We start from the raw sequence: 23781 nt of genomic DNA, 5'->3' as shown, positions 1-23781 counted from the left end.
TTGGAGGGTGGTGAGGGTGTGTTCGGTGACGTCGTGGATGTTGCCGGTGGGGACTTCGATCAGGGTGTGATCGGTGGTCCGGGTGTTCGGGGTGACCTGCGGCCAGACGACCTCGAACAGCCCGTCCGTACGTGCGGTGAGCTGGTCGGCTCCGACAGGGCGGGTGACGAGACGGTCGACCGTGAGCACCGGCTGACCGGACGGGTCGACGGCGTGCAGCGCGATCCCGTCGTCCGACGGGGTGATCCGCACGCGCAGTGTCGTCGCGCCGGTCGCATGGAGGGTGACGCCGTTCCACGAGAACGGTAGCGCCAGGCTGTCCGCGGTGCCTGCCGCCGGGTGCAGCGCGGCGTCCAGCAGCGCCGGGTGCATGCCGAAGTCGTGCTCCGGCACTTCCACTTCGGCGTAGAGGACCTCTCCGTCGCGCCATGCGTGGGTGAGGCCCTGGAACACCGGGCCGTAGTCGAGGCCGAGGTCCGCCAGTGTCGCGTAGATCCCGGATGTGTCGAGCTCCTGGCCCTGCGGCCAGGCGAATTCCTGGGGTGTGGCGGGGGTCGAGCTGAGGGTGCCGGTGGCGTGGAGGGTCCAGTCGTTGTCGGTGCGCGAGTGGATCGTCACGGCGTCGTCGACGATCTTGACCTGGACCTGGACGGCCTCGGTGAGCAGCATCGGAGCCTCGATGACGAGCTCGTCCAATGTGCTGTGGCCCGCGAGTTCACCTGCGTGGAGGGCCATGTCGACCAGGGCTGTGCCGGGGACGACGACGGTGCCGCGTACCTTGTGGTCCGCGAGCCACGACGAAGGCGACAACCGGCCGGTGAGCACCGTGCTCTCACCGTCCGCGCTCTCACCGTTCGCGAGCCGGAGCAGCCCGCCCAACAACGGGTGCCCGCTCTCGCCCAGCCCGAGGCCGGCCGCGTTGCCGCCGGTACGCGTGAGCCAGTAGCTCTGTCGCTGGAAGGCGTAGCCGGGGAGGCTGCTGAGCTGTGTGGCGTCAGGTGTGGTGATCGCGCGCCCGTGGACGTAGGCGGCGCCGAGCGCCGTGAGGACGGTGGTGGTCTCGTCGCGTCCGCTGCGCAGCGCTGCGGTGAAGGTGCCCTCCGCGGATTGCTGGGCCTGGGCGGTGAGCACACCGTCGGGGCCGAGTTCGATGAACGTGGTGACGCCGCGCGTCTTCAGCTCCACCACGGCGTGGTGGAAGCGCACGGCCTCGCGGATCTGGGTGACCCAGTACTCGGGGTCGGTCATCGCGAGGTCGGTGGCGACCGTCGGGACGATCGGGATCGTGGGCTTCCGGTAGGTCAGTTGCCCTGCTGCCGCGCGGAAGTCGTCGAGCATCGCGTCCATGTGGTGCGAGTGGAACGCGTGACTCACCGTGAGGTTCTTGGTCCTGCGGTCCGGGAACCGCGCGGCCACGTCCTCGGTGTTGTCGCCGGAGACCACGATCGAGCGGGGTCCGTTGATGGCGGCGATGCTCACGCCGTCGTCGAGGTGGGGGGTGATTTCTTCTTCGGTGGCTTCGATGGCGGTCATGGTGCCGGTGTGGGGGAGGGCGTCCATGAGGGTGGCGCGGGCGGTGACGAGTTGGGCGGCGTCGTTCAGGGTGAGGATGCCGGCGACGTGGGCGGCGGTGATTTCGCCGATGGAGTGGCCGACGAGGTGGTCGGGTGTGATGCCCCAGGACTCGTAGAGGCGGTAGAGGGCGGTTTCGAGTGCGAAGAGTGCGGGTTGTGTCAGGCGGGTGCGGTCGAGGTCGCCGGTGAAGTACTCGTCCTGGATGCCGAGTGCCGCGAGTGCGGCGTCGAGGGCTTCGCGGAAGACCGGGTACGTCTCGTAGAGCTCGTGGCCCATGCCTGCGCGCTGCGAGCCCTGCCCGGTGAACAGGAACGCCAGACCGCCCTTGCCGATCGCCCCGCTGATCAGTTGCTCCGTGCCGAGCAGCATGGCTCGGTGGTCGAACTGGGTGCGTTGGGTGAGGGTGTGGGCGATGTCGTGGGGGTGGTGCTCGGGGTGTTCGGTGAGGTGTTGCTGGATGGTGGTGATCTGGGCTTGGAGGGCTTGGGGGGTTTTGGCGGATATGGGGTAGGGGACGGGTTCGGTGGTGGGTGGGGTTGTTTGGGTGGGGGTGGGTTGTTCGAGGATGAGGTGGGCGTTGGTGCCGGAGATGCCGAAGGAGGAGATGGCGGCGCGGCGGGGTCGGTCGGTGTCGGGCCAGGGCTGGTTTTCGGTGAGCAGGGTGACGGCGCCGGTGGACCAGTCGACGTGGGGGGTGGGCTGGTTGATGTGGAGGGTTTGGGGCATGGTTCCGTGGCGCATGGCCATGATCATTTTGATGATGCCGCCGACACCGGCTGCTGCTTGTGTGTGGCCGATGTTGGATTTGAGGGAGCCGAGGCGGAGCGGGCGGTCGGTCGGGCGGCCCTGGCCGTAGGTGGCGAGGAGGGCCTGGGCCTCGATGGGGTCACCCAAGGTGGTGCCCGTGCCATGTGCCTCCACCAGGTCCACATCGGAGGGTTCGAGGCGGGCGTTGGCCAGCGCCTGCATGATGACCCGCTCCTGCGACGGGCCGTTGGGCGCGGTCAGGCCGTTGGACGCGCCGTCCTGGTTGACCGCGGAGCCACGGATCACGGCGTGCACGGTGTGCCCGTTGCGCACCGCGTCGGACAGCCGCTCCAGCACCAGCACTCCGGCGCCCTCGCTCCAGCTCGTGCCGTCCGCGTCGGCGCTGAACGGTTTGCTGCGCCCGTCCTGGGCCAGGCCGCGCTGGCGGCTGAACTCCACGAACACGTCCGGGTTCGCCATGACCGTCGCGCCACCGGCCAGTGCCAGCGAGACCTCACCGGTACGCAGCGCCTGCGCCGCCAGGTGCGTCGCCGTGATGGACGAGGAGCACGCCGTGTCGATCGTGACGGCCGGACCCTCCAGGCCCAGCGTGTAGGAGATGCGACCGGACGCGACCGACGCCGCTGAACTCGTACTGACGAACCCCTCCATCGCTGCGGCGTACTGGCCGACGCGCGGTGCGTAGTCGTAGTGCATCAGCCCGGTGTAGACACCGGTCTGCGAGCCGCGCAGCGAGGCCGGCGCGATGCCCGTGCCCTCCAGCGCGTGCCAGGCGGTCTCCAGCAGCAGACGGTGCTGCGGGTCCATCGCCGTCGCCTCGCGGGGCGAGATGCCGAAGAACTCGGGGTCGAACTCGTCGGCCGCGTGCAGGAATCCGCCGTGCCGCACGTACGACGTGCCGGTGCGCTCGGCGTCCGGGTTGTACAGGTCGGGCCAGCCGCGGTTGGTCGGGAACTCGCTGATCGCGTCGACCCCGTCGGCGACCAGGCGCCACAGGTCCTCGGGCGACGTCACGCCGCCGGGGAACCGGCAGGCCATGCCCACCACGGCGATCGGATCGTCGGACACCGCCGTCGTCGCCACCGCCGCTGCCCGGACGACACGCGAGCCGCTCAGAGCGACGCGTACGAACTCCGCCAGCGCGTCGGGCGTCGGATGGTCGAAGATCACCGTGCCCGACAGCTTCGTGCCCGTCGCCGTGCTCAGCTTGTTGCGCAGCTCGATCGACATCAGCGAGTCGAAGCCGAGCGCGCCGAACCGCGCCTCCGCGTCGATCGCGCCCGGGTCCGTGTGGCCGAGCACCGCCGCGACGTTCTCGCGTACGACGTCCAGCACCAGCGCGCGCTGCTCGTCCTCGGTCAGCCCGGCGACCCTGCCGACGAGATCGGTGGCCGGGACGGCCCGGCGCGCCGGGCGGACCAGTCCGCGCAGCAGCGCGGGCACCTCGTCGCGGAACGCCGCCGGATTCAGCGGCGACGCGACCAGCGTGGGCACGGAGAGGCCCAGCGCCGTGTCGAGCATCGCGAGGCCGTGCTCGGCGGTGATCGGCAGGAAGCCCTCACGGGCGAGCCGGCCGCGGTCGGCGTCGGACAGCTGCGAGGCCATGCCGTCGTCCCACATGCCCCAGGCCAGCGACACCGCCGGCAGCCCCTCACGGTGCCGCAGCCGGGCCAGCGCGTCCAGGTAGGAGTTCGCGGCGGCGTAGTTGGCCTGGCCGGCCGTGCCGAACGTGCCGGCGACCGACGAGTACAGCACGAACGCCTTGAGGTCACGGTCGCGCGTCAGGTCGTGCAGGTGCCACGCGGCGGTCTTGGGACGCAGGACCGCGTCCAGCCGCTGCGGGGTCAGCGTGTCGATCGGGCCGTCGTCCAGGACGCCGGCCGTGTGCACGACCGCGGTCAGGCCGGGGAGGCCGTCGAGCAGCGTCTTGAGCGCTTCGCGGTCCGTGACGTCGCAGGCCACGCTGCGTACGTGCGCCAGCCCCGTGTCGCGGCCGCTGCGGCTCGCCAGCACGACGTCCCGTACGCCGTGCCGCTCCACCAGGTGCCGCGCAAGCAGTGTGCCGAGGGCACCACCGGTGATCAGGACCGTGCCGTCCCACGAGGGGATGGGGCCGCGGCGTGTGCTGCGGGCGAGCCTCGGCGCCAGCACCGCACCGCCGCGGACGGACACATGCGGCTCGTCGCCGACCACCGTGGACAGGCCGACGCTGTCGTCGGTGTCCACCAGCACGATCCGGCCGGGGTGTTCGGTCTGGGCCGACCGCACGAGACCCTCGACCGCGGCGGCCGAGAGGTCGTCGCCACGCCGGACCACCGCGATCGTCCCGTCGCCGGCCAGCTTCTCCTGCAACGCCAGCAGAACCCGCGCCGTCACGTCATGGACGTTGCCATCCGGGACGTCGAGCACGGTGTGGGGAACGGGCACCGGGGTGACCGGTACCCAGGTCCTCTCGTAGAGGCCGTCGGTGCGGGTGGCCAGCTGATCCGCGGTCACCGGACGCGTCGCGAGCGACGAGACGGTCAGTACGGGCGCGCCCTCGGCGTCGACGGCGTGCACCGCGTTCGTACCGAGGTCGATGCGGACCCGCAGCGCGGTGGCACCCGGGGTGTGCAGCCGAACGCCCTGCCAGGCGAACGGGAGGGCCAGCTCGTCGGCCGTCGAGGCCAGCGGATGCAGAGCCGCGTCGAGCAGCGCGGGATGCACGCCGAAAGCGTGCTTCTCCACCGAGACCTCGGCGAACACGGCCACCCCGGTGCGCCAGGCAGCGGTGACGTTGCGGAAGGCGGGGCCGTACTGGAGCCCGGCCGCTCCCAGCGCCGCGTACATCTCGTCCACGTCGATCGGCTCGGCGGCCGGCGGCCAGGACAGATCGGCCCCGGGCACGGTGAAGTTCGACAGGGTGCCGGTGGCGTGCAGGGTCCAGTCGCCGTCGGTCCGCGAGTGGATCGTCACGGTGTCGTCGACGATCTTGACCTGTACCTGGACGGCCTCGGTAAGCACCATCGGCGCCTCGATGACCAGCTCGTCCAGGGTGCCGAACCCGGTCTCCCCGGCCGCGTGGAGGGCGAGGTCGACCAGCGCGGCGCCGGGCACGATCGCGGTGCCGAGCACGGTGTGGTCGTCCAGCCACGTGCCAGGAGTGAACCTGCCGGTGAACAGTACGGTGTCGCTGTCCGCGGGCCGCAGGACACTGCTCAGCAGCGGGTGCCCGGTGGGCGTCTGTCCCAGGTCGGTCGCGTCGGTGCTCGTCGCGCCCGCGGTGAGCCAGTACCGCTGCCGCTGGAACGCGTACGTCGGCAGCTCGGTGCGGTGCGCGTCGCCGTAAAGCGCCTGCGTATCGGGCATCCGGCCGTGGGTGTAGGCGGTGCCCAGCGCGGTCAGCACACTGGTGGCCTCGTCCTGGCCCGACCGCAGCGCCGCCGCGTATACACCGTCGGCGGACTGCTGGGCCTGTGCGGTGAGCACACCGTCGGGGCCGAGTTCGATGTAGGTGGTGACGCCGCGTGTCTCCAGCTCCAGGACGGCGTGGTGGAACCGCACGGCCTCGCGGATCTGGGTGACCCAGTAGTCGGGCGAGGTCAGGTCACTGCCGATGCTCACGGTCGAGACGACCGGGATCCGGGGTGCGGAGTAGGTGAGGGTACGGGCCACGGTGCGGAAGTCGTCGAGCATCGCGTCCATGTGGTGCGAGTGGAAGGCGTGGCTGACGGTGAGTTGTTTGGTGCGGCGTCCTTGTTCGCGGAACTTCTCCGTGATCCGGTCGGTGGCGTCGGTGTCGCCGGAGATGACTACGGAGGTGGGTCCGTTGACGGCGGCGATGCTCACGCCGTCGGTGATGTGGGGGGTGATTTCTTCTTCGGTGGCTTCGATGGCGGTCATGGTGCCGGTGTGGGGGAGGGCGTCCATGAGGGTGGCGCGGGCGGTGACGAGTTGGGCGGCGTCGTTCAGGGTGAGGATGCCGGCGACGTGGGCGGCGGTGATTTCGCCGATGGAGTGGCCGACGAGGTGGTCGGGTGTGATGCCCCAGGACTCGTAGAGGCGGTAGAGGGCGGTTTCGAGTGCGAAGAGTGCGGGTTGGGTCAGGCGGGTGCGGTCGAGGTCGCCGGTGAAGTACTCGTCCTGGATGCCGAGTGCCGCGAGTGCGGCGTCGAGGGCTTCGCGGAAGACTGGGTACGTCTCGTAGAGCTCGCGACCCATGCCTGCGCGCTGCGATCCCTGGCCGGTGAACAGGAACGCCAGACCGCCGCGGCCCGCCTGGCCCTCGGCCAGCGTCGTGTCGCCGAGCAGCGCCGCCCGGTGCGTGAACTGGGTGCGCTCGGCGAGGGAGAGCCCGACGTCGGCGGACGACAGCCCAGGGTGCTGGTCGAGGTGGTGCCGGAGCCTGCCGATCTGTGCCCGCAGCGCGTCGGGCGTCTTGGCCGACACCAGGTAAGGCACCCGGACCGGCGCCGCCTCGACGGGCTTCGCGGGCTTCGCGGGCTCCGCGGCTGGCACCGCTTCCAGGACGACGTGCGCGTTCGTACCGGAAATGCCGAACGACGACACGGCTGCCCGCCGCGGCCGCTCCAGCTCGGGCCACGGCCGGGCCTCGGTCAACAGTTCGACGGAGCCCGCCGACCAGTCGACGTGCGGGGTCGGCTCGTCCACGTGCAGCGTCCGGGGCAGCACGCCGTGGCGCATCGCCATGATCATCTTGATGATGCCGCCGACACCCGCGGCCGCCTGCGTATGGCCGATGTTCGACTTCAACGAGCCCAGCCACAGCGGGGATTCCCGGTCCTGGCCGTAGGTCGCGATGACGGCCTGCGCCTCGATCGGGTCCCCCAGGACCGTTCCGGTGCCGTGCGCCTCCACGACGTCCACATCGGACGGAGTCAGCCGGGCGGACGTCAGCGCCTGCCGCATCACCCGTTGCTGCGCCGGCCCGTTCGGCGCGCTGAGCTGGCTGCTCTTGCCGTCCTGGTTGATCGCACTGCCCCGTACGAGACCGAGCACCGGATAGCCGAGCCGCTCGGCTTCGGACAGCCGTGCCAGCGCCAGCATTCCGACGCCCTCGCTCCAGCCCGTGCCGTTCGCCGCTGCCGCGAACGACTTCGACCGGCCGTCCGGGGACAGACCGCGCTGCCGGGAGAACTCGATGAAGAACCCCGGGGTCGACATCACGGCGACACCGCCGGCCAGCGCCAGCGAGCACTCGCCCGCGCGCAGCGCCTGCACCGCGAGGTGGACACCGACCAGCGACGACGAGCACGCCGTGTCCACCGTGACCGCGGGGCCCTCGAACCCGAGCGTGTAGGCGATGCGCCCGGACGCGACGCTGTTCTGATTGCCCGTCAGCAGAAAACCGTCCGTGCCGTCCACCGACGGGTGCAGCAGGCTCGGACCGTACTCCTGCGACATCACACCGACGAACACGCCGGTATCGCTGCCGCGCAGGGAGTCCGGACGGATCGACGCGCTCTCCAGCACCTGCCACGCCGACTCCAGGAGCAGCCGCTGCTGCGGGTCGGTCGCCGTGGCCTCACGGGGTGACACACCGAAGAAGTCGGCGTCGAACTCATCCGCGTCGTAGAGGAACCCGCCCTCACGCGTATAGGACTTGCCGCTGCGGTCGGGATCGGTGTCGAACAACGCGTCCAGGTCCCAACCCCGGTTGGCGGGGAAGTCGGCGATCGCGTCCTTTCCGGAGTCGACGAGCCGCCACAGGTCTTCCGGGGACTGCACACCACCGGGGTAGCGGCACGCCATGCCCACGATCGCGATGGGCTCGCTCTGTGCGGCCTCCAGGTTCTGGAGTGTGCGCTTGGCCTGCTTCAGCTGGGCGGTGACCCGGCCGAGATAATCCCTCAGCTTCTGCTCTTCTGACATTGCCGGAATCTCCCTCAGGCCAGCTCGTTGTCGATCATTGCGAAGAAGTCTTCGTCGGAACCGTGGGCGTCGATCGCGTACTCGACGTCCACCAGCCCCATCAGTTCGTTCAGGGCCGCGACCACGGCCACCCGGTCCATTTCGAGCACGGTGTCCGCCGCCGACAGCACGGTCCGCAGCCGGGCCAGCTCGCCCAGCACGTCCGGGGCCCGCTCGGTCTCGTCCCGCACCAGCAGTGACCGCAGATGGCCCGCGATGGCGTCCGGCGTCGGATAGTCGAAGGTGAGCGTGCTCGGCAGCTTCGCGTCCACGAGCCTGCCGAGCCGGGTCCGCAGCTCGACCGCGCTGAGCGAGTCGAAGCCCTGCTCCAGGAACCCGCCGTGCGCGGTGATCGCGTCCGCCGAGTCGTGGCCGAGCGTGCCGGCCGCCGTCCTGAGCACCGCGTCGAGCAGAAGCGCGTGCTGCTCCGCCGTGTCCAGCCCGACGAGTTCCGTCGCCAGCGACCGCTTCGGCGTGTTCCGCTTCGGCTTGGACCCGGTGAGTCCCTTGAGTACGGGGATCGCGCCCGTGTCCACGTCCCTCGTTCCGATGCGGGCCGTGACGAGTGTGGGCAGCCCTCCGGACAGTGCCGCGTCGAAGTGGGCGAGACCCACCTCCGTCGGCATGGGCGTGAGCCCGCGCTGCCCGATGCGCTCCACGTCGGTCGCGGTCATGTGCGACGTCATGCCGCTCGCCTCCGCCCACAGCCCCCACGCGGCCGACACCGCGGGCAGGCCCTGCGCGTGGCGGTGGTGCGCCAGCGCGTCCAGGAAGCCGTTCGCCGCACCGTAGTTGGCCTGTCCGGGATTGCCGACCACGCCCACGGCGGAGGAGAACAGCACGAACGCCGACAGGTCCAGCCCCGAGGTCAGCTCGTGCAGGTTCCACGCGGCGTCGACCTTCGGGCGCAGCACCGTGTGTACCCGCTCCGCCGAGAGCGAGGAGACGGTGCCGTCCGCGATCACACCCGCCGTGTGCACCACGGCCGTCAGCGGGTGTTCCCGCGGGACGGTCGCGAGGAGCGCGGCCAGGTCGTCGGCCTCGGCCGCGTCACAGGCCGCGAGCCGCACCTGGGCACCCAGCGCGGTGAGTTCATCGGCCAGCTCCCGCGCACCCGGCACATCCGGGCCCCGACGGCTCGTCAGCACCAGATGCCGCACGGCGTGCCGCGTCACCAGGTGCCTCGCCACGAGCCCACCGAGCCCACCGGTTCCTCCGGTGATCAGCACCGTGCCCTCGGGGGCGAGCGCCCTCGCGGGCTCGGCCAGGGCCCCCGGCGTCAGCTGCGTCAGCCTCGGTACGAGCACCGAGCCGTCGCGGACCGCGAACTGTGTCTCACCACTCGCGACCGCGCCCGCCAGGAGACCGGCGTCGAGATCGCCGTCCGCGTCCAGCAGCACGATGCGGTCCGGATGCTCCGCCTGTGCCGTGCGGACCAGACCCCACACCGGGGCGGCCACGAGGTCCGTGAGGCCGGCGACGTCCGCGGGTCCGTCGGTCGCGACCGCGTGGCGCGTACGGAGCACCAGTGTCGACGCGGTGAACCGCTCGTCGGCCAGCCACTCCTGCAACAGCTCCGTGACCAGCGCGGTGACACGGTGCGTGTCCGCCACCACGGAGTCCGGCGCCCGCAGTACCACGTCGAGCACCACGTACTCCGGCACGTCGGTCAGCTCCGCGAAGCCCGTCTCGATGTCCGTGACGGCGACGGCGGGCGCGGGGGCGGGTGCGACCTGCAGTTCGGACCAGGTGAGCCGGTACGGAGGTGTGGTGCGCGCCCCTCCCAGCTGATCGGCCGAGACCGGCAGCAGGCGCAGCGACTCCACGTGCGCCACCGGCAGACCGCCCTCGGTGGCCGTGGTGACCGTGACCGCGTCCTGACCGGCGGGCGAGATCCGCACCCGCAGGTCCGTGGCGCCCGGAGCGTACAGCCGCACCCCGTTCCACGAGAACGGCAGCCGCACCTGAGGCCCGGTGACCGCGATGCCCACCACCGGGTGCAGCATCGCGTCCAGCAGCGCCGGATGCAGGCCGAACTCCTCGGCCCCGGGCGCCTCTTCGGGCAGCGCGACCTCGGCGAAGATCTCCTCGCCCCGCTGCCACACCGCACGCAGACCGCGAAAGGCGGGCCCGTAGTCGTACCCCTGGGCCGATAGCCGGTCGTACAGCTCGTCGACGTCCACCGCTGTGGCATCCGGGGGCGGCCACGTGCCCGCCAACTCCGCGTTGCCAAAGGCCGGTTGCCCGCCCGCCGCGGTCGCGAGCGTGCCGTGGGCGTTGCGTGTCCACTCGCCGCCTGCCTCGCGGGAGTACACGCTGACGGTGCGCTGCTCCTCCTCGTCCTCGTCCGCCGATCCGACCACGACCTGGATCTGCGCGGCACCGTCCTCGGTGAGCAGCAGCGGCGCCTCCAGTGTCAGCTCGTCCACCGCCGCGGTGCCGACCTGCGCCGCCGCGTGCAGCGCCAGCTCCAGGAACCCGGTGCCGGGCAGCAGCGGCCGGCCGAACACCGCGTGGTCCGCCAGCCACCGGTGCACGCCGAGCGACACCCGGCCGGTCAGCACGAGCCCACCGTCGCCGGCGAGCTCCACGGCCGCGCCGAGCAGCGGGTGTCCGGCCTCCTCCAGTCCCGCCGCGCCGACGTCACCGGTCGTCGCCGGTGCGTCGAGCCAGAACCGCCTGCGCTGGAACGGGTACGTCGGCAGCTCGACGGTGCGGCCGGAGACGACGCTCTCCCACGCGACCGTCGCCCCGGTGACATGAACCCGCGCGAGTGCGGCGTAGAACTGGTCCAGGCCGCCCTTGTCGCGCCGCAGCGTCCCGGTGATCACCGCGTCGTCGGTGATCTGGTTGAGCCCGACCGCCACCACGGGGTGCGGACTGATCTCGACGAACGTCGTGCAGCCGTCCGCGAGCGCCGCCCGTACGGTGTCCTCGAACCGCACGGTCTCGCGCAGGTTCTCGTACCAGTAGTCGGCGTCCAGCAGCGTCGTGTCGAGCGGCCGCGTGGTGACCGTCGAGAAGAACGTCAGGTCGGTGCCCTGCGGTTCGATGTCCTTGAGCGCCAGGGCGAGATCGTCGCGCACGGCCTCGACGTGCGAGGAGTGCGAGGCGTAGCTGACCGGGATCGTCTTGGCGCTCACGCCCTCGGCACGGAAGCCGTCGACCATCTCCCGCAGCGCGTCCGCGTCGCCGGAGACGATCGTGGCGGCCGGGCCGTTGACCGCGGCGACGTCGAGCCGTGCCCCCCAGCGCGTGAGCCGCTCCCGCACGGCGTCGGCGGCCAGCGGCACGGAGGCCATGCCACCCCCGCCCTCGATCTGCTTGATCGCCCTGCTGCGCAGCGCGACCGTCTTCGCACCGTCCTCGACGGACAGCGCCCCGGCCACGACGGCGGCGGCGATCTCGCCCTGGGAGTGGCCGATCACGGCGTCGGGCCGCACGCCTGCGGACTTCCACAGCTCGGCCAGGGCCACGTTCATCGCCCACAGCGCCGGCTGCACCACATCGACGCGCTCCAACGACGCACTGTCCGGCTCACCGCGCAGCACATCGGTCAGCGACCAGTCGATGTGCGGCGCCAGCCCTTCCGCGCACCGCTCGACCGCCCGGGCGAACACCGGTGAGGCAGCGAGGAGTTCACGGCCCATTCCCGCCCACTGGGCGCCCTGGCCGGGGAAGACGAAGACGGTCCGGCCGCGCGGGGCCACCGTGCCGCGCACGACGGCGGCGGACTCCTCGTCGTCGTCGCGCACCGCGAGCAAGCCGTCGAGCAGCTGCTCACGGGTGCCCACGACCACCGCGCGGTGGTCGAACGACGAGCGGGTACGGATGAGCGAGGCCGCGATGTCCCCGATGCCCGCACCGGGGTTGCCCAGCACCAGTTCGTGCAGCCGCGCGGCCTGCTCGCGCAGCGCGGCATCGGACCCGGCCGACAGCACCCAGGGCACCGCCGCCGAGCCGGCCGCGGCCTCCTCGGCCCCCGCCGCGTCCGAGCTGTCCGTCGCGTCGAGGACCGGGGCGGTCTCCGGAGCCTGCTCCAGAATCAGGTGCGCGTTCGTGCCGCTGATGCCGAACGACGAGACGGCGGCCCGGCGCGGCCGGCCGGTATCGGGCCAGGGCGTGTTCCGGGTCAGCACCGAGACGGTGCCCGGCGACCAGTCGACGTGCCGGGACACCTCGTCCACGTGCAGGGTCGCCGGCAGCACTCCGTTCCGCAGCGCGTGCACCATCTTGATCACGCCGGTGACGCCCGCCGCCGCCTGCGTGTGCCCGATGTTCGACTTCACCGAACCGAGCAGCAGCGGTACGTCACGCTCGCGGCCGTACGTGGCGAGGAGCGCCTGCGCCTCGATGGGGTCGCCCAGCGTCGTTCCGGTGCCGTGCGCCTCGACCGCGTCCACGTCCGAAGGGCGCAGTCCCGCGTCGGCGAGCGAGGCGCGGATCACCCGCTCCTGCGACGGACCGTTCGGTGCGGTGAGACCGTTGGACGCACCGTCCTGGTTGATCGCCGAGCCGCGCACCAGCGCGAGCACGGGGTGGCCGTTGCGGACGGCGTCCGACAGCCGCTCCAGCATCACGACCCCCGCCGCCTCGCCCCACGCGGTGCCGTCGGCGGCATTCGAGAACGGCTTGCAGCGGCCGTCGCGTGCCAGCCCGCGCTGCCGGGAGAACTCGGTGAACATGCCGGGCGTCGACATGACCGTGACACCACCGGCCAGTGCGAGATCGCACTCACCGCGCCGCAGCGACTGCACCGCCAGGTGCATCGAGACCAGCGACGCCGAGCACGCGGTGTCCACGCTGATCGCGGGCCCCTCAAGGCCCAGCACATAGGACAGGCGGCCGGACGCGACCGCGGTCAGACCACCGGTCAGCGCGTGCCCGTCGTACTCCTCCGTGGTCTGGTGCAGCCGCGTCCCGTACTCCTGCGGCATCACGCCGATGAACACACCCGTCGGGCTGCCGCGCAGCGAACCCGGCTCGATGCCCGCCCGCTCCACCGCCTCCCACGCCGATTCCAGCAGCAGCCGCTGCTGCGGGTCCATCGCGGTGGCCTCGCGCGGCCCCAGCCCGAAGAACGCGCCGTCGAACTGGTCCGCCCCGTACAGGAAAGCGCCCTGGTCGGTGTACGAGGTACCGGTCCTCGGCTCGTCGGGGGAGTACAGCGCGTCCAGGTCCCAGCCCCGGTTGGACGGGAAGGGGCCGACCGTGTCGACACCGTCGACGGCGATCTGCCACAGCCGCTCCGGAGTGTCCGCGCCACCGGGCCAGCGGCCGGAGGCCGACACGATCGCGATGGGCTCATCGGTTGCCGCGGCCGCCGTGAACTCCTCGTCGGCGTCGCCGCGCGTGAGATACGCGGCCACCGTGGCGGGCGTCGGGTGGTCGTAGGTGAGCGTCGAGGTCGTCCGCCGCCCGGTCGCACCGGCGAGCGCCTTGCCGAACTCCACCGCGCCGATCGAGTCGAGGCCCAGCTCCTTGAACGTCGCGTCCACGGGCACCGACGCGGGGGAGGCGTGCCCCAGCACGACCGCGACCGCGCCCCGCACCAGGTCGAGTGCGCGCTCGGGCGTGAGGCCGCTGCCGGACTCGCGCCGCACCGTCCCGGCGGCGGGCGCCTGCTCCGGTGCGGGCCCCCCAAGGGGCGCGGTGGAGACGGCGCCGTCGGCCTCCACGTCGAGCCACTGGCGTTCGCGCTGGAAGGCGTAGGAGGGCAGGGCGACTCGGCGCACCGGACGGCCGGCGAGCAGGCCCTCCCAGTCCGCTGCCGCCCAGTCCACCGCACCGCCGCCCACGTGCACACCGGCGAGGGAGGAGAGGAACTGGCGCAGGCCGCCCCGGTCGCGGCGGAGCGTACCCGTGATCACCGCTTCCCGGCCCTCGAGTATCTGCGTGATCCCGACCCCCAGTACGGGGTGGGCGCTGCACTCCACGAACGTCGTGTGGCCGTCGGCGAAGGCGGCGCGCACCGCCCGGTCGAACTCGACCGCCTGCCGCAGGTTGCTGTACCAGTACTCCGCGTCCAGAACGGACGTGTCGGGGAGCAGATCACCCGACACCGTGGAGTAGAACGCCACATCGGTCCGCCGCGGCCCGACGTCCGCCGCGGCGCGCAGCACGTCCTCGCGGATGTCCTCGACCAGCGGCGAGTGCGAGGCGTAGTTGATCGGCACCACACGGGCCTTCACACCGTCGGCGACGTAGGTGTTCTCCAACTCCCGCAACGCGTCGAGCTCACCGGAGACGATGGTCGCGGACGGGCCGTTGACGGCCCCGATGCCGAGGCGGTCCGGCCACGCCCCGATGTGCTCGCGGACCTGAGCGACCGGCAGTGGAACGGACAGCAGGCCGCCCGCGCGCGGAATCCGGACCACCTGCTGGGCACGGCGCACGACCAGCGTCGCGGCGTCCCGCAACGACAGCGCGCCGGCGACGTGCGCGGCCGCCATCTCCCCCTGCGAGTGGCCGATGACCGCGTCGGGCCGGACGCCCGCCGCCTGCCACAGCGCGGCGAACGCGACCATGACGGCGAACAGCGCGGGCTGCACCACGTCGTCGCGCTCCAGCGAAGGACTGCCCGGCTGCTGACGCAACACGTCGACCAGCGACCACCCGACCAGCGGGTCGATCACCTCGGCGCACTCGTGGATCTTCGCGGCGAACACCGGTGATTTGCCGATGAGTTCGGCTGCCATGCCCGCCCACTGCGAGCCCTGGCCGGGGAAGACCATCACGGTCTTGCCCAGCGGGGCGGCCCTGCCCCTCACCAGCTCCGCCGACAGGCCGCCGTCCCGCAACCCGAGCAGCCCCTCGGCGTGTCCGGAGAGCACGGCGGCGCGGTACGGGAAGTGCGTACGGCTGGTGGCGAGCGAGAACGCGATGTCGTCGTCGGCGGGCGCGTCCGGTGCGGTGACCCGTTCGTACAGGCGTGCCGCCTGGTCGCGCAGCCCTTGTTCGGTGCGCGCGGACAGCACCCAGGGCAGCGGGCCCCGCGCGGCGGACGGGCGCGGCTTCCGCGGCCGCCGCTCCGCGGAGGCGAGCACCACGTGGCAGTTCGTGCCGCCGACGCCGAACGACGACACCCCGGCGACGGTCGGCCCGACCTCTTCCAGGTGCTGCTGCACGGAGAGGTTCAGCTCGTCCAGCGGGATCGCCGGGTTCGGCGTCGCGAAGTTCAGGCTCGGCGGCACCGCGCCGTGGTGCAGCGACAGCACGGCTTTCAGCAGCCCCGCGATGCCCGCGGCGCCTTCGAGGTGGCCGATGTTGGTCTTCACCGAGCCGACCCGCAGGGGCTCGGTCCGCCCCCGGCCGAGTGTCGCGCCGAGCGCGTTCGCCTCGATCGGATCGCCGACCGGTGTACCCGTGCCGTGCAGCTCGACGTAGCCGACCTCGTCCGGTGCGGTGCCCGCGCGGCGGTGCGCCGCGGTGACCACGGCCTCCTGCGCGTTCCGGCTCGGCGTGGTCAGCGTCGCCGCGGGGCCGTCGTTGTTGACCGCGCTGCCGCGGATCACCGCGTAGACGGTGTCGCCGTCCCGCCGCGCCGCGGCCAGTGACTTGAGGACCAGCACCGCACCACCCTCGCCCCGCACGTAACCGTTGGCGCGGGCGTCGAACGTGAAGCTGCGGCCGTCCGTGCTGAGCGCGCCGAACCGCTCGGCCTCCACCGTGCTCTCCGGGGTGAGGATCAGATTGACGCCGGCGGCGAGGGCGACCTCGGACTCACCGGAGCGCAGGCTCTCGCACGCCAGGTGCACCGCGACCAGCGAGGACGACTGCCCCGTGTCGACGGCGAGGCTGGGCCCGCGCAGACCGAGCACGTACGACAGCCGGTTGGCGAGCAGACCGCGGTTGAGGCCCGTCAGCGAGTACCGCGACACCACACCCGCCCTGGCCGCGATCGTCGCGTAGTCGGAGGCCATCGCCCCCACGAACACCCCGAGGTGCTCACCGCGCAGGTCGGCCGGTACGAACCCGGCGTCCTCCAGCGCCTCCCACCCGAGTTCGAGCAGCAGCCGCTGCTGCGGGTCCATCGACGCGGCCTCCTTCGGCGAAATGCCGAAGAACTCCGCGTCGAAGGCGCCCACCTCGTCGTCCGGGAGGAAGCCGCCCCAGCGCACCGGGCCGGCGTCGCCGAACCGCGAGGATTCCGTGATCGCGCTCGTGCCCGAGGACAGCAGCCGCCAGAACGACGGCGTGTCCGGCGCGCCCGGCAGGCGGCACGACAGGCCGACGACGGCGACGGCATTGCTGGATTCGTGCTCGAAGGTGTTCATGACTTCCCCGCTGTGTAGTGAGGTCAGACAGTTGGTGGGGGTGCGACGGTCCGGCCTCAGGCCGTGCGCACGGCCGGCGCCACACCCGGCTGTACCGGTCGGGACACCCCGAACGTCTCCGCCAGGTACAGGGCGGTGTGCAACTGGAGCCGGTTGTCGCCCAGCGGGCGGCCGCGTACCTGCTCGGCCCGCTTGATGCGGTACAGCACGGTGTTCTTGGCGATGTGCAGCCGCTGGGCCACGGTCGCGACGCTGCGGTCGTGGTCGAGGTAGCACTTGAGGGTGGCGCGCAGAGCTCCCGCCGACGGCGAGTCGTCGCCCAGCGGACCGAGCTCCCGGCAGACGAAGTCGGCGGCGGCCTGCTCGTCCCGTGCGAGCAGCGCCCCCAACTCCAGCGTCCGATAGGTGTGTACGCGGCCCGTCGCCGATGAACGCAGACCGAGCTGGGCCGCGGCCATCGCCTGCTCGTGCGAGATGCGGAATCCGGCGAGCCCCGCTCCCGGCAGCCCCACCGCAACCTGCACGGCGGGGTCGGCGGCGAGCAGCGGCGCGAGCTCCTCCGCGTCCCCGTTGGGCCGCACACCCCACGCCCACAGCCCGTCGCCGCCCATCGGCACGAGCAGCGTCGACCGGCAGCCCAGCCGAGTGAGCAGCCGGGCCGCCGTCCTGGGCAGCTCCTGGGCGCCGGAGTCCCGCTCGGCCCACAGCACCAGCGCCACGTGGTTCTGGCGCAGGTCGTAGCAGAGCTTGCGGGCCGCCCGGTCCAGGTCCACGGATTCGCCGCGGACGATGGAGAGCACGACGGCGCGCTGTTCGGCGGCGGGACCGGCGAGCCACCGTTCCCGCTCGGCGGCGAACCGGTCCGACACCAGCCGGGACAGTTCGTCCACCGCGTCGAACACCAGGGACGCCGTCTCGGTCATCGCGGCGGTGCGCTCGTCCGGGTCCTCGATCCGCGCGCACGCCGCCAGCACCGCGGACGCGACGCGCCCGTGCGCCGACCGGATCAGGCTGAGCCCGTGCGCAAGATCGAAGCCCCGCTCGACCTGGGCGCGCACCAGCGACTCGGCCTCGGCGACCACGGAGGCGGGCAGCCCCTTCCTGTGGTGCAGCCGGAACGTGACGGACAGGGCCACCAACTCCGGCAGAGCGTCCTGTCCGGCCGGGCAGAGGCCCGCCGAGGTCTGCACGGCCCACGCCGTGGCATCGTCGCCACAGTGGGCGGTGACGTCCTGGCGCAGGGCCTCGGAGGTCGCGCCGGCGGTGGAAGCCTCGTCCCGCGGGGGCAGCAGCTGGAGCTGCGCCATCAGAACGCCCTCGTGCCGAGGAAGCCCAGCAGCGTCGCCTCGTCGGCCGTGCGTAGCGCCGTGCACGCCGCACGCAGCCCGGCGTCGAGCCGGTCGATCTGGGCGTCGGTGAGGTCGACCGAAGGCTGGAGCCGCAGTGTGTTCGGCGCGCTGGAGGTCGGCAGGACGCGCACGGTGTGCCGGTGCAGCAGGAACCCGCTCACCAAGTAGCCGAAGACACCGCCCGCCTGGGCGCCGGCGATGTTGGGCGAGGCCGAGCCGGACTGGTCGTGCAGTTCCAGGCCCAGCAACAGGCCGCGGCCCCGGACGTCCTTGATCACGTCCGGGAAGTCGGCTCGCAGCGATTCGAGCACATCGAGGAGGCGGGCACCGCGCTCAGCGGCCCTGCGGTAGACCGCGCCACCGTCCCGCTCCATGATCTCCAGCGTCTTCTGCGCGATGAGCGTGGAGAACCCGTCCTTGGCAAACGTCGAACTGTGCAGCAGCTCGAACTCGGGGCGGTACCGGGACTCCCGGACCAGCAGCACCGACAGTTTCGCCACCCCGCCCGCGATGCTCTTGGCCAGCGTGATGTAGTCGCCCTGCAGCCCGAGCTGCGCGCCGGCGAAGAACGCGCCGGTGCGGCCGCTGCCGGACTGGATCTCGTCGACCACGACGGGGCAGTCGAACTCCGCGCTGACCGCGGCGATCTCCTTCGCGAACTCCGGCGCGAGCGGCACGATGCCGCCCTCGCCCTGGATCGGCTCGACGAAGAAGGCGCCGTACACCGGGGCCGCGACGTCGGTGACCTCGACCGTGCCGTCGGTCACGAGCAGGTCGAGCACCGTGGCCCGCGCCGCCTCGAACGCGGGACGCACCGCGGCGGCCGAGTTCACCGGCAGGAAGCGGGCGTTCGTGGCGAGCGAGGTGAACGGCGTGCGGAAGGCCGGGTTGTGCGTGAGCTGGATGCTCGCGGCGAGCTTGCCGTGAAAGCCCCCCTCCAACGTGAAGAACACCGGAGCCTGGGACAGCGTGCGCGAGTTGTGCGCCTCCACCTCGGCGAGCAGCGCCTCCAGATCGCCGGCCGGGTCGCCCTGACCCGTGCTGCCGAGCCGGGTGAGCGCGGCCGCGTCGACGGTCGCCGCACCGGACGCGACCGCGGCTCGCGCCTGCTCCGTGTGGACCGTGACCTGCGCGAGGAGCGCCAGCACGCGCATGCCCCGGTCCAGCTCGGCGTGTTTGACGGCGGCCTCGATGGCCTCGGCGCCGGTGTTGGCGAAGACGCCGAAGTAGGTGTCGGCCGTGCCGAACTCGCGCTGGGCGATCCGGTTGAGGGTCTCGGTCACCCTGTTCGCCTCGGGGCGGCGCGAGAACTGGGAGTGGATCGGCGTCCGCGCGTTCAGCACCTCGGTCGCGTAGGCGACGATCTCGGGGTTGTTGTGGCCGAGCAGCAGCGAACCGTAGCCGCAGACGAAGTCGACGATCTCCGTCTCGGACCCGTCGTGGGCGGCCGCCCAGAGGCTGTTGCCCTCCGCGCGCACGTACGTGGGGTCGAGTCCGATCCCGGAGATGTTCTGGTGGAGGGTGCCGTCCACGAGTTCCTGCTCGGGTGCCATCGTGCCTCATTTCTCGCCGTGGTATGTCCAGACAGTGTTGAGCGTGCCGTTTCACTCACAGCTAATCCGGATCTAATCCGCCCCGATTAGACGGGGATGAGAAATGGGTGAGGAGGAGTGCGCTTGTATGGTCGCGCCCCTAGTTCTCTTCAGTTCTTTTCGCATGAAGGAGAAATGCGTGTCCGAGGACCTTGCATTCTGGAACAAGATCGCCGGCAAGTACGCGGCCCTCTTCAACGCACACGACACGGAAAACCTTTACGACTTCTACTCCGACGACGCGGCGCTGGTCCTCGAACCCGGGTACGCGCTCCAGAAGAACGAGGAGATGAAGGCCGGCATCAAGCAGTACTTCGCCGATCTGGCCCCCGTGCTGACGGTCGACGTCCAGCACGCCTACCGGGCGGGTGATGTCGCGCTCATGATCGTGAACTACACGCTGTCGACGACCGCGGACGGCGTGACCTCGAAGAAGGAGGGCGTCGCGACGGACGTCGCGATCAAGGACGAGAACGGTGAGTGGCGCTACGGCATCGACAACCACTACGGCACGGAACTCACCGCCTGAACCGCCCGCACGAAGAAACGGAGAAGGGACCGGAGCGATCCGGTCCCTTCTCCGTTTGGAGGGTGGAGCGTGGAGTGCGGTGCGGGTGGGTCAGAAGACGGTGGCGGGAACCTTCTGCTCGGTGTCGGCCGGGGCGGCCGCCTCCTCCTGCTGCTGACGGCGCCGCAGGATCGGCCGGACGACGACCAGGAACAGGAGCAGGCAGAACTGGGGGAACAGGAACACCACGAGCGCCAGCACGCTGATCAGCGAGGTCTTGGCCTTCAGGTCGTGCAGGCGCTGGAACATCCACATCGCGGTGAACAGGTCGAGCGCGACGATGGCGAGCCACGCGCCGATCTGGATGTTCTGGATCGCGAAGAACTCGACCAGGCCCTCGTAGTTGGCGAACGGCGCGGTCGTCGACCCGAAGAGGACCTTCGTCAGCGCGGGCAGCTCGGTGATGAGGTAACCCACGGCGCCGGCCAGGGTGGGGACCACGGCGATCGGCACGGTGATCTTCTTGGTCACGTGCCACTGGGGAGCGACGATCATCAGCACCCACATCGGGATGGTGACCGCCTGGAGCGCCGGAATGATGAAGTCGTTGAAGGACATGTTGGGGATCTCCGTTAGAGGTTGACGGACTCGGGTTCGGCCGCTCGCTCGGGCGCGGGTGATATCGGGGGAGCGTCGGACGGATTACGGCGGGCCCAGACGACCCCGGCGAGGGTGCCGACCAGGACAGCGCCGCCCGCGATGAGCGTGGGTGCGCTGGGCTCGAACGGCGCCTCGCCGGCCAGCGCCTGCACCAGCGAGATGAGGAAGACAGCGGTGTAGCCGGCACCGAGCACCCAGACCATGCGGCGGTCGACCCAGCGGCTGAGGAACATGGCGATCAGCGGCAGGAGCTGGAAGGCGTGCAGACCGATGAAGTGCGAGACGCGCAGGTCACCGCCCTCCGCGGCCCAGAAGATGACCGGCGTGACGTCGTGGTCGATGTCCGCGTCGACGGAGTGGGCACCCACGACGTCGTTCGACCAGCCGCCCGGCTCCGTGGGGAAGGCCATGTAGATGCCCACGAGTGAGCTGGCCACCAGCAGCCACGTACCGATCTTCAGCGCGAGCAGTACGGGGGGAGCGGCAGCGCGCTTCTTGAGCACCACCGCCACGAGGAGCAGGTTGATCACGACGAGGGTCGTCGCGATGGCGCCGACCGACTCGAAGATCACCGCGTCGGGGATCGTACGGAAGTTGAAGTGGACGGTCGTGCCGCGGATCGTCTGGAGGTCGAGGAAGAACATCTCGGCCCAGACCGCCACCACGATCCAGTTGCCGAACCTTCTGGCCTTGCGTTCGAGCGAGCCGGACGTCTTCTCCAGCAGATGGACCAGCGCCCCGAGCCATGCCGTGTAGACGATGAACGACAGGCTGAACTTGAGCGGCTTGATCCAGGCCGGCGACTGCCCGTACATCCGGTCGTCGACCACGATCCCGACGGCGTGGAACAGGCTGACCACGACCATCAATCCGGCGGTGATCATGAGTGCCGGATGCCAGCGGACTAAAGCGCGCACGGCCTTGCTCCTTCGTGTGGGGTGAGTGCCCGCCCAGGTGGCGTCGGCCTGGCCGAGGGCGGGGCCGGTGCGAACGACCCGTACCGGTGGCGGCAGTGGTTCAGCGGCTCGCCGGCCGAGCACCTCGAAGTGGCGCCGAGGGCCGTATTCCGGAGCATCCTGCGAAATTCGTTCGCGTTCCCTGGGACGCTCATGCCCACTTCCCTCCGAGAAATGATGTGCATCGAGCGTATAGAGACTGCTCAAGCACCGTATTGGTACGAGTCCCAAATTCCCGCGCCCGTCTTGTGTCATGAGCGCAATGCGCCTGCCGGACACATGCCGTTCACTGGCGGGGCAGGTCGAAATGCGCGACGAGTGAGGAGCAGAACAGTGTCGTCAGCTGTGAAGGATGAGGGTTCGCTCTCTGTGGACGACGTCATCGAGCGGGCACGTGGTCTCGTTCCGCTGCTGCGTGCGAACGCGGAGAAGACCGAACAGGCCAACGCGGCCGTGCCGGAGAACATTGCGGCGCTGCGGGACGCCGGGTTGTTCCGCATCCCGACGCCGCAGAGCATGGGAGGGCTGGGCCTCGGCCTGCGCGCGGAGGTCGGTGTGGCCGCCGAACTGGCCCGCGGCTGCCCCTCCACGGGGTGGCTGCTGATGGTCAACTCCGCGGGGCGGGGCCTGCTCCAGGGCATGTTCCCGGAGGACGTGGTCGCCGAGATCTACGCCGCCGACCCCGATGTCAGCATCGCGAACGCCGGCGTCGGCGGCGTCGCGGCCAAGGCCGACGGCGGCTACCGGCTGACCGCCGACACCGCATTCGCGTCGGGCTGTCTGCACTCGGACTACACCCTGGTCCTGCTGAACTCCGTCACCGCCGACGGTGAGCCCCAGATGGCGCTCGCCTCGGTCCTGGTGCGCACCGCCGAGGCCGAGATCAAGGAGGTGTGGGATGTCGCGGGCATGCGCGGCACCGGCAGCAACACCGTGGTGACGGAAGACCTGTTCGTGGCGGACAAGCACGTGGCCTACCACGCGATCGACCCCGAGACCGGTGCCCCCGAGGGCATGGGGACATCGACGCACACCCTCACCGCGTCCGCCAACGTGCTGGCGCCGCTGGTGGGCGCCGCCCAGGGCGCGCTCGACCTGATCAAGGAGTCGTTCGACAACGGCAAGCCCGTCTTCCACACGACGCACGGCGCCGTCGCCGACTCGCCCGGAGCCCGCGCGTGGCTGGCCGAGGCGACCCACCACATCGACGTGGCGTGGCAGCACCTGTGGCTCGCCGTCGACCAGCTGGAGCCCGCGCTGGAGCAGCACGTCGAACTCTCCGACGAGGAGCGGACCCGGATCCGTATGTACGTCGCGAGCGCGGTCCGCGAGGCCCGCCAGGGCCTGAGCAAGGTCATGGATCTGGGCGGCGCGGGCGGCTTCGCCAGCGCGAACCCGCTCCAGCGCTACTTCCGTGACTTCGAGACCGGCAGCAGGCACTGGACGCTGAACCCGTTCATCGCGCTGGAGGACTACGGCACCGCGCTGCTGGGCCGGGCTCCGCTCGCTTCCATCGCCCTCTGACCTCTGACCCTTTCGCCCGTGTGACGTCTCAGCAGGCACAGCCCCACCGGCGCTGTGCCTGCTGAGTCACGTGTGGCCCGAGTTGCCGCCGGGACTTCGCGGGCTCTCTCGGGAGCTCGGGCCGTGCCTGAAAATGACACTCGTGGATAGTTTCGTAATCCACTAGTTAGGTACGCTGGCGCAATGAGCGCACAAACGACTAGTGACCTGGTGGTGCAGTTGCAGCTGCTCGGCCGGGACATCGAACTCGAAGCAGCCAGGCGGCTGGAGGAGATGGGCACATCGCTGCGCGTGGTGAGCGTGCTGATGTGTGCAGACGGCAACGGTAAGACCCAAGGTGAGCTCGCGGAGCTCGCCTGCCTCGACAAGTCCACGATGGTCCACACCCTCGACGCACTGGAGCGGAGCGGCCTCGCGACGCGCAAGCCGTCGGAGAAGGACCGCAGGGCGCGCGTGGTCGACGTGACCGAAGAGGGCCGCGAACTGATCGCGACCGCCGAGCCCGTACTGGGCGAACTCTACGAAGCGGTGCTCGGCAGACTGCCGGAGGCGGACCGCGGGCCATTCCTCCGCTCGCTTTCCAAGCTCGTCGACGGCCGCTCCCCGGAACCGGTCGTGACGGCCGAACGGCCCCCCAGGAGGCGCTCTGCACGCTGAAGCCCC

General features: G+C 71.1%; 9 protein-coding genes. 3 read left to right on the top strand and 6 right to left on the bottom strand.

What is annotated here, in order from left to right:
- The 4 genes from ACIQRW_RS28745 to ACIQRW_RS28730 all read right to left on the bottom strand — a co-directional run.
- A partial coding sequence (locus tag ACIQRW_RS28745; RefSeq protein WP_403765423.1) for a beta-ketoacyl synthase N-terminal-like domain-containing protein occupies positions 1-8223 on the bottom strand: 8223 nt, incomplete at its 3' end.
- 5 nt (positions 8224-8228) lie between these two features.
- Positions 8229-16529, bottom strand: coding sequence for a type I polyketide synthase (locus tag ACIQRW_RS28740; RefSeq protein ID WP_403765411.1), 8301 nt, complete (start codon positions 16527-16529; stop codon positions 8229-8231).
- A gap of 56 nt (positions 16530-16585) precedes the next feature.
- Positions 16586-17836 carry a PucR family transcriptional regulator gene (locus tag ACIQRW_RS28735; protein WP_403765409.1) on the bottom strand — a complete coding sequence of 417 codons (1251 nt, stop codon included), beginning with the start codon at positions 17834-17836 and terminating at the stop codon, positions 16586-16588.
- Positions 17836-19431: an aspartate aminotransferase family protein gene (locus ACIQRW_RS28730; RefSeq protein WP_403765407.1), complete on the bottom strand. Its 1596-nt coding sequence runs from the start codon at positions 19429-19431 to the stop codon at positions 17836-17838. Before ACIQRW_RS28730 ends, ACIQRW_RS28735 begins: the two co-directional genes overlap by 1 nt.
- Before the next feature lie 178 nt (positions 19432-19609).
- Here ACIQRW_RS28730 and ACIQRW_RS28725 point away from each other — a divergent pair, with 178 nt between their 5' ends.
- A complete protein-coding gene (locus tag ACIQRW_RS28725; protein WP_403765405.1) occupies positions 19610-19999 on the top strand; it encodes a YybH family protein in 390 nt (129 codons plus the stop codon).
- A gap of 90 nt (positions 20000-20089) precedes the next feature.
- On the opposite strand, the gene ACIQRW_RS28720 is transcribed toward ACIQRW_RS28725, so the two are convergent.
- Together ACIQRW_RS28720 and ACIQRW_RS28715 are read right to left on the bottom strand one after the other, a co-directional pair.
- Positions 20090-20596: an abscisic acid-deficient protein Aba4 family protein gene (locus ACIQRW_RS28720; RefSeq protein WP_403765403.1), complete on the bottom strand. Its 507-nt coding sequence runs from the start codon at positions 20594-20596 to the stop codon at positions 20090-20092.
- Between the two features lie 14 nt (positions 20597-20610).
- Positions 20611-21555, bottom strand: coding sequence for a hypothetical protein (locus ACIQRW_RS28715; protein WP_403765401.1), 945 nt, complete (start codon positions 21553-21555; stop codon positions 20611-20613).
- Positions 21556-21963: 408 nt separating this feature from the next.
- Here ACIQRW_RS28715 and ACIQRW_RS28710 point away from each other — a divergent pair, with 408 nt between their 5' ends.
- Together ACIQRW_RS28710 and ACIQRW_RS28705 are read left to right on the top strand one after the other, a co-directional pair.
- Positions 21964-23118 carry an acyl-CoA dehydrogenase family protein gene (locus ACIQRW_RS28710; RefSeq protein WP_403765399.1) on the top strand — a complete coding sequence of 385 codons (1155 nt, stop codon included), beginning with the start codon at positions 21964-21966 and terminating at the stop codon, positions 23116-23118.
- A 183-nt stretch (positions 23119-23301) separates the two neighbouring features.
- Complete coding sequence (locus ACIQRW_RS28705; protein WP_403765397.1) at positions 23302-23775, top strand: MarR family winged helix-turn-helix transcriptional regulator; 474 nt, start codon at positions 23302-23304, stop codon at positions 23773-23775.
- Positions 23776-23781: the final 6 nt, after the last annotated feature.

The organism is Streptomyces sp. NPDC091287 (assembly GCF_044768525.1).
In the GTDB taxonomy this organism is placed as follows: domain Bacteria; phylum Actinomycetota; class Actinomycetes; order Streptomycetales; family Streptomycetaceae; genus Streptomyces.
Note: the sequence above shows the minus strand (reverse complement) of the source record. Positions and strands in the feature narration are given on the sequence as shown.

Coding starts and splice junctions, on each gene's coding strand:
- ACIQRW_RS28705 (WP_403765397.1), top strand. CDS start 23,302: ATGAGCGCACAAACGACTAGTGACCTGGTGGTGCAGTTGCAGCTGCTC.
- ACIQRW_RS28740 (WP_403765411.1), bottom strand. CDS start 16,529: ATGAACACCTTCGAGCACGAATCCAGCAATGCCGTCGCCGTCGTCGGC.
- ACIQRW_RS28735 (WP_403765409.1), bottom strand. CDS start 17,836: ATGGCGCAGCTCCAGCTGCTGCCCCCGCGGGACGAGGCTTCCACCGCC.
- ACIQRW_RS28730 (WP_403765407.1), bottom strand. CDS start 19,431: ATGGCACCCGAGCAGGAACTCGTGGACGGCACCCTCCACCAGAACATC.
- ACIQRW_RS28720 (WP_403765403.1), bottom strand. CDS start 20,596: ATGTCCTTCAACGACTTCATCATTCCGGCGCTCCAGGCGGTCACCATC.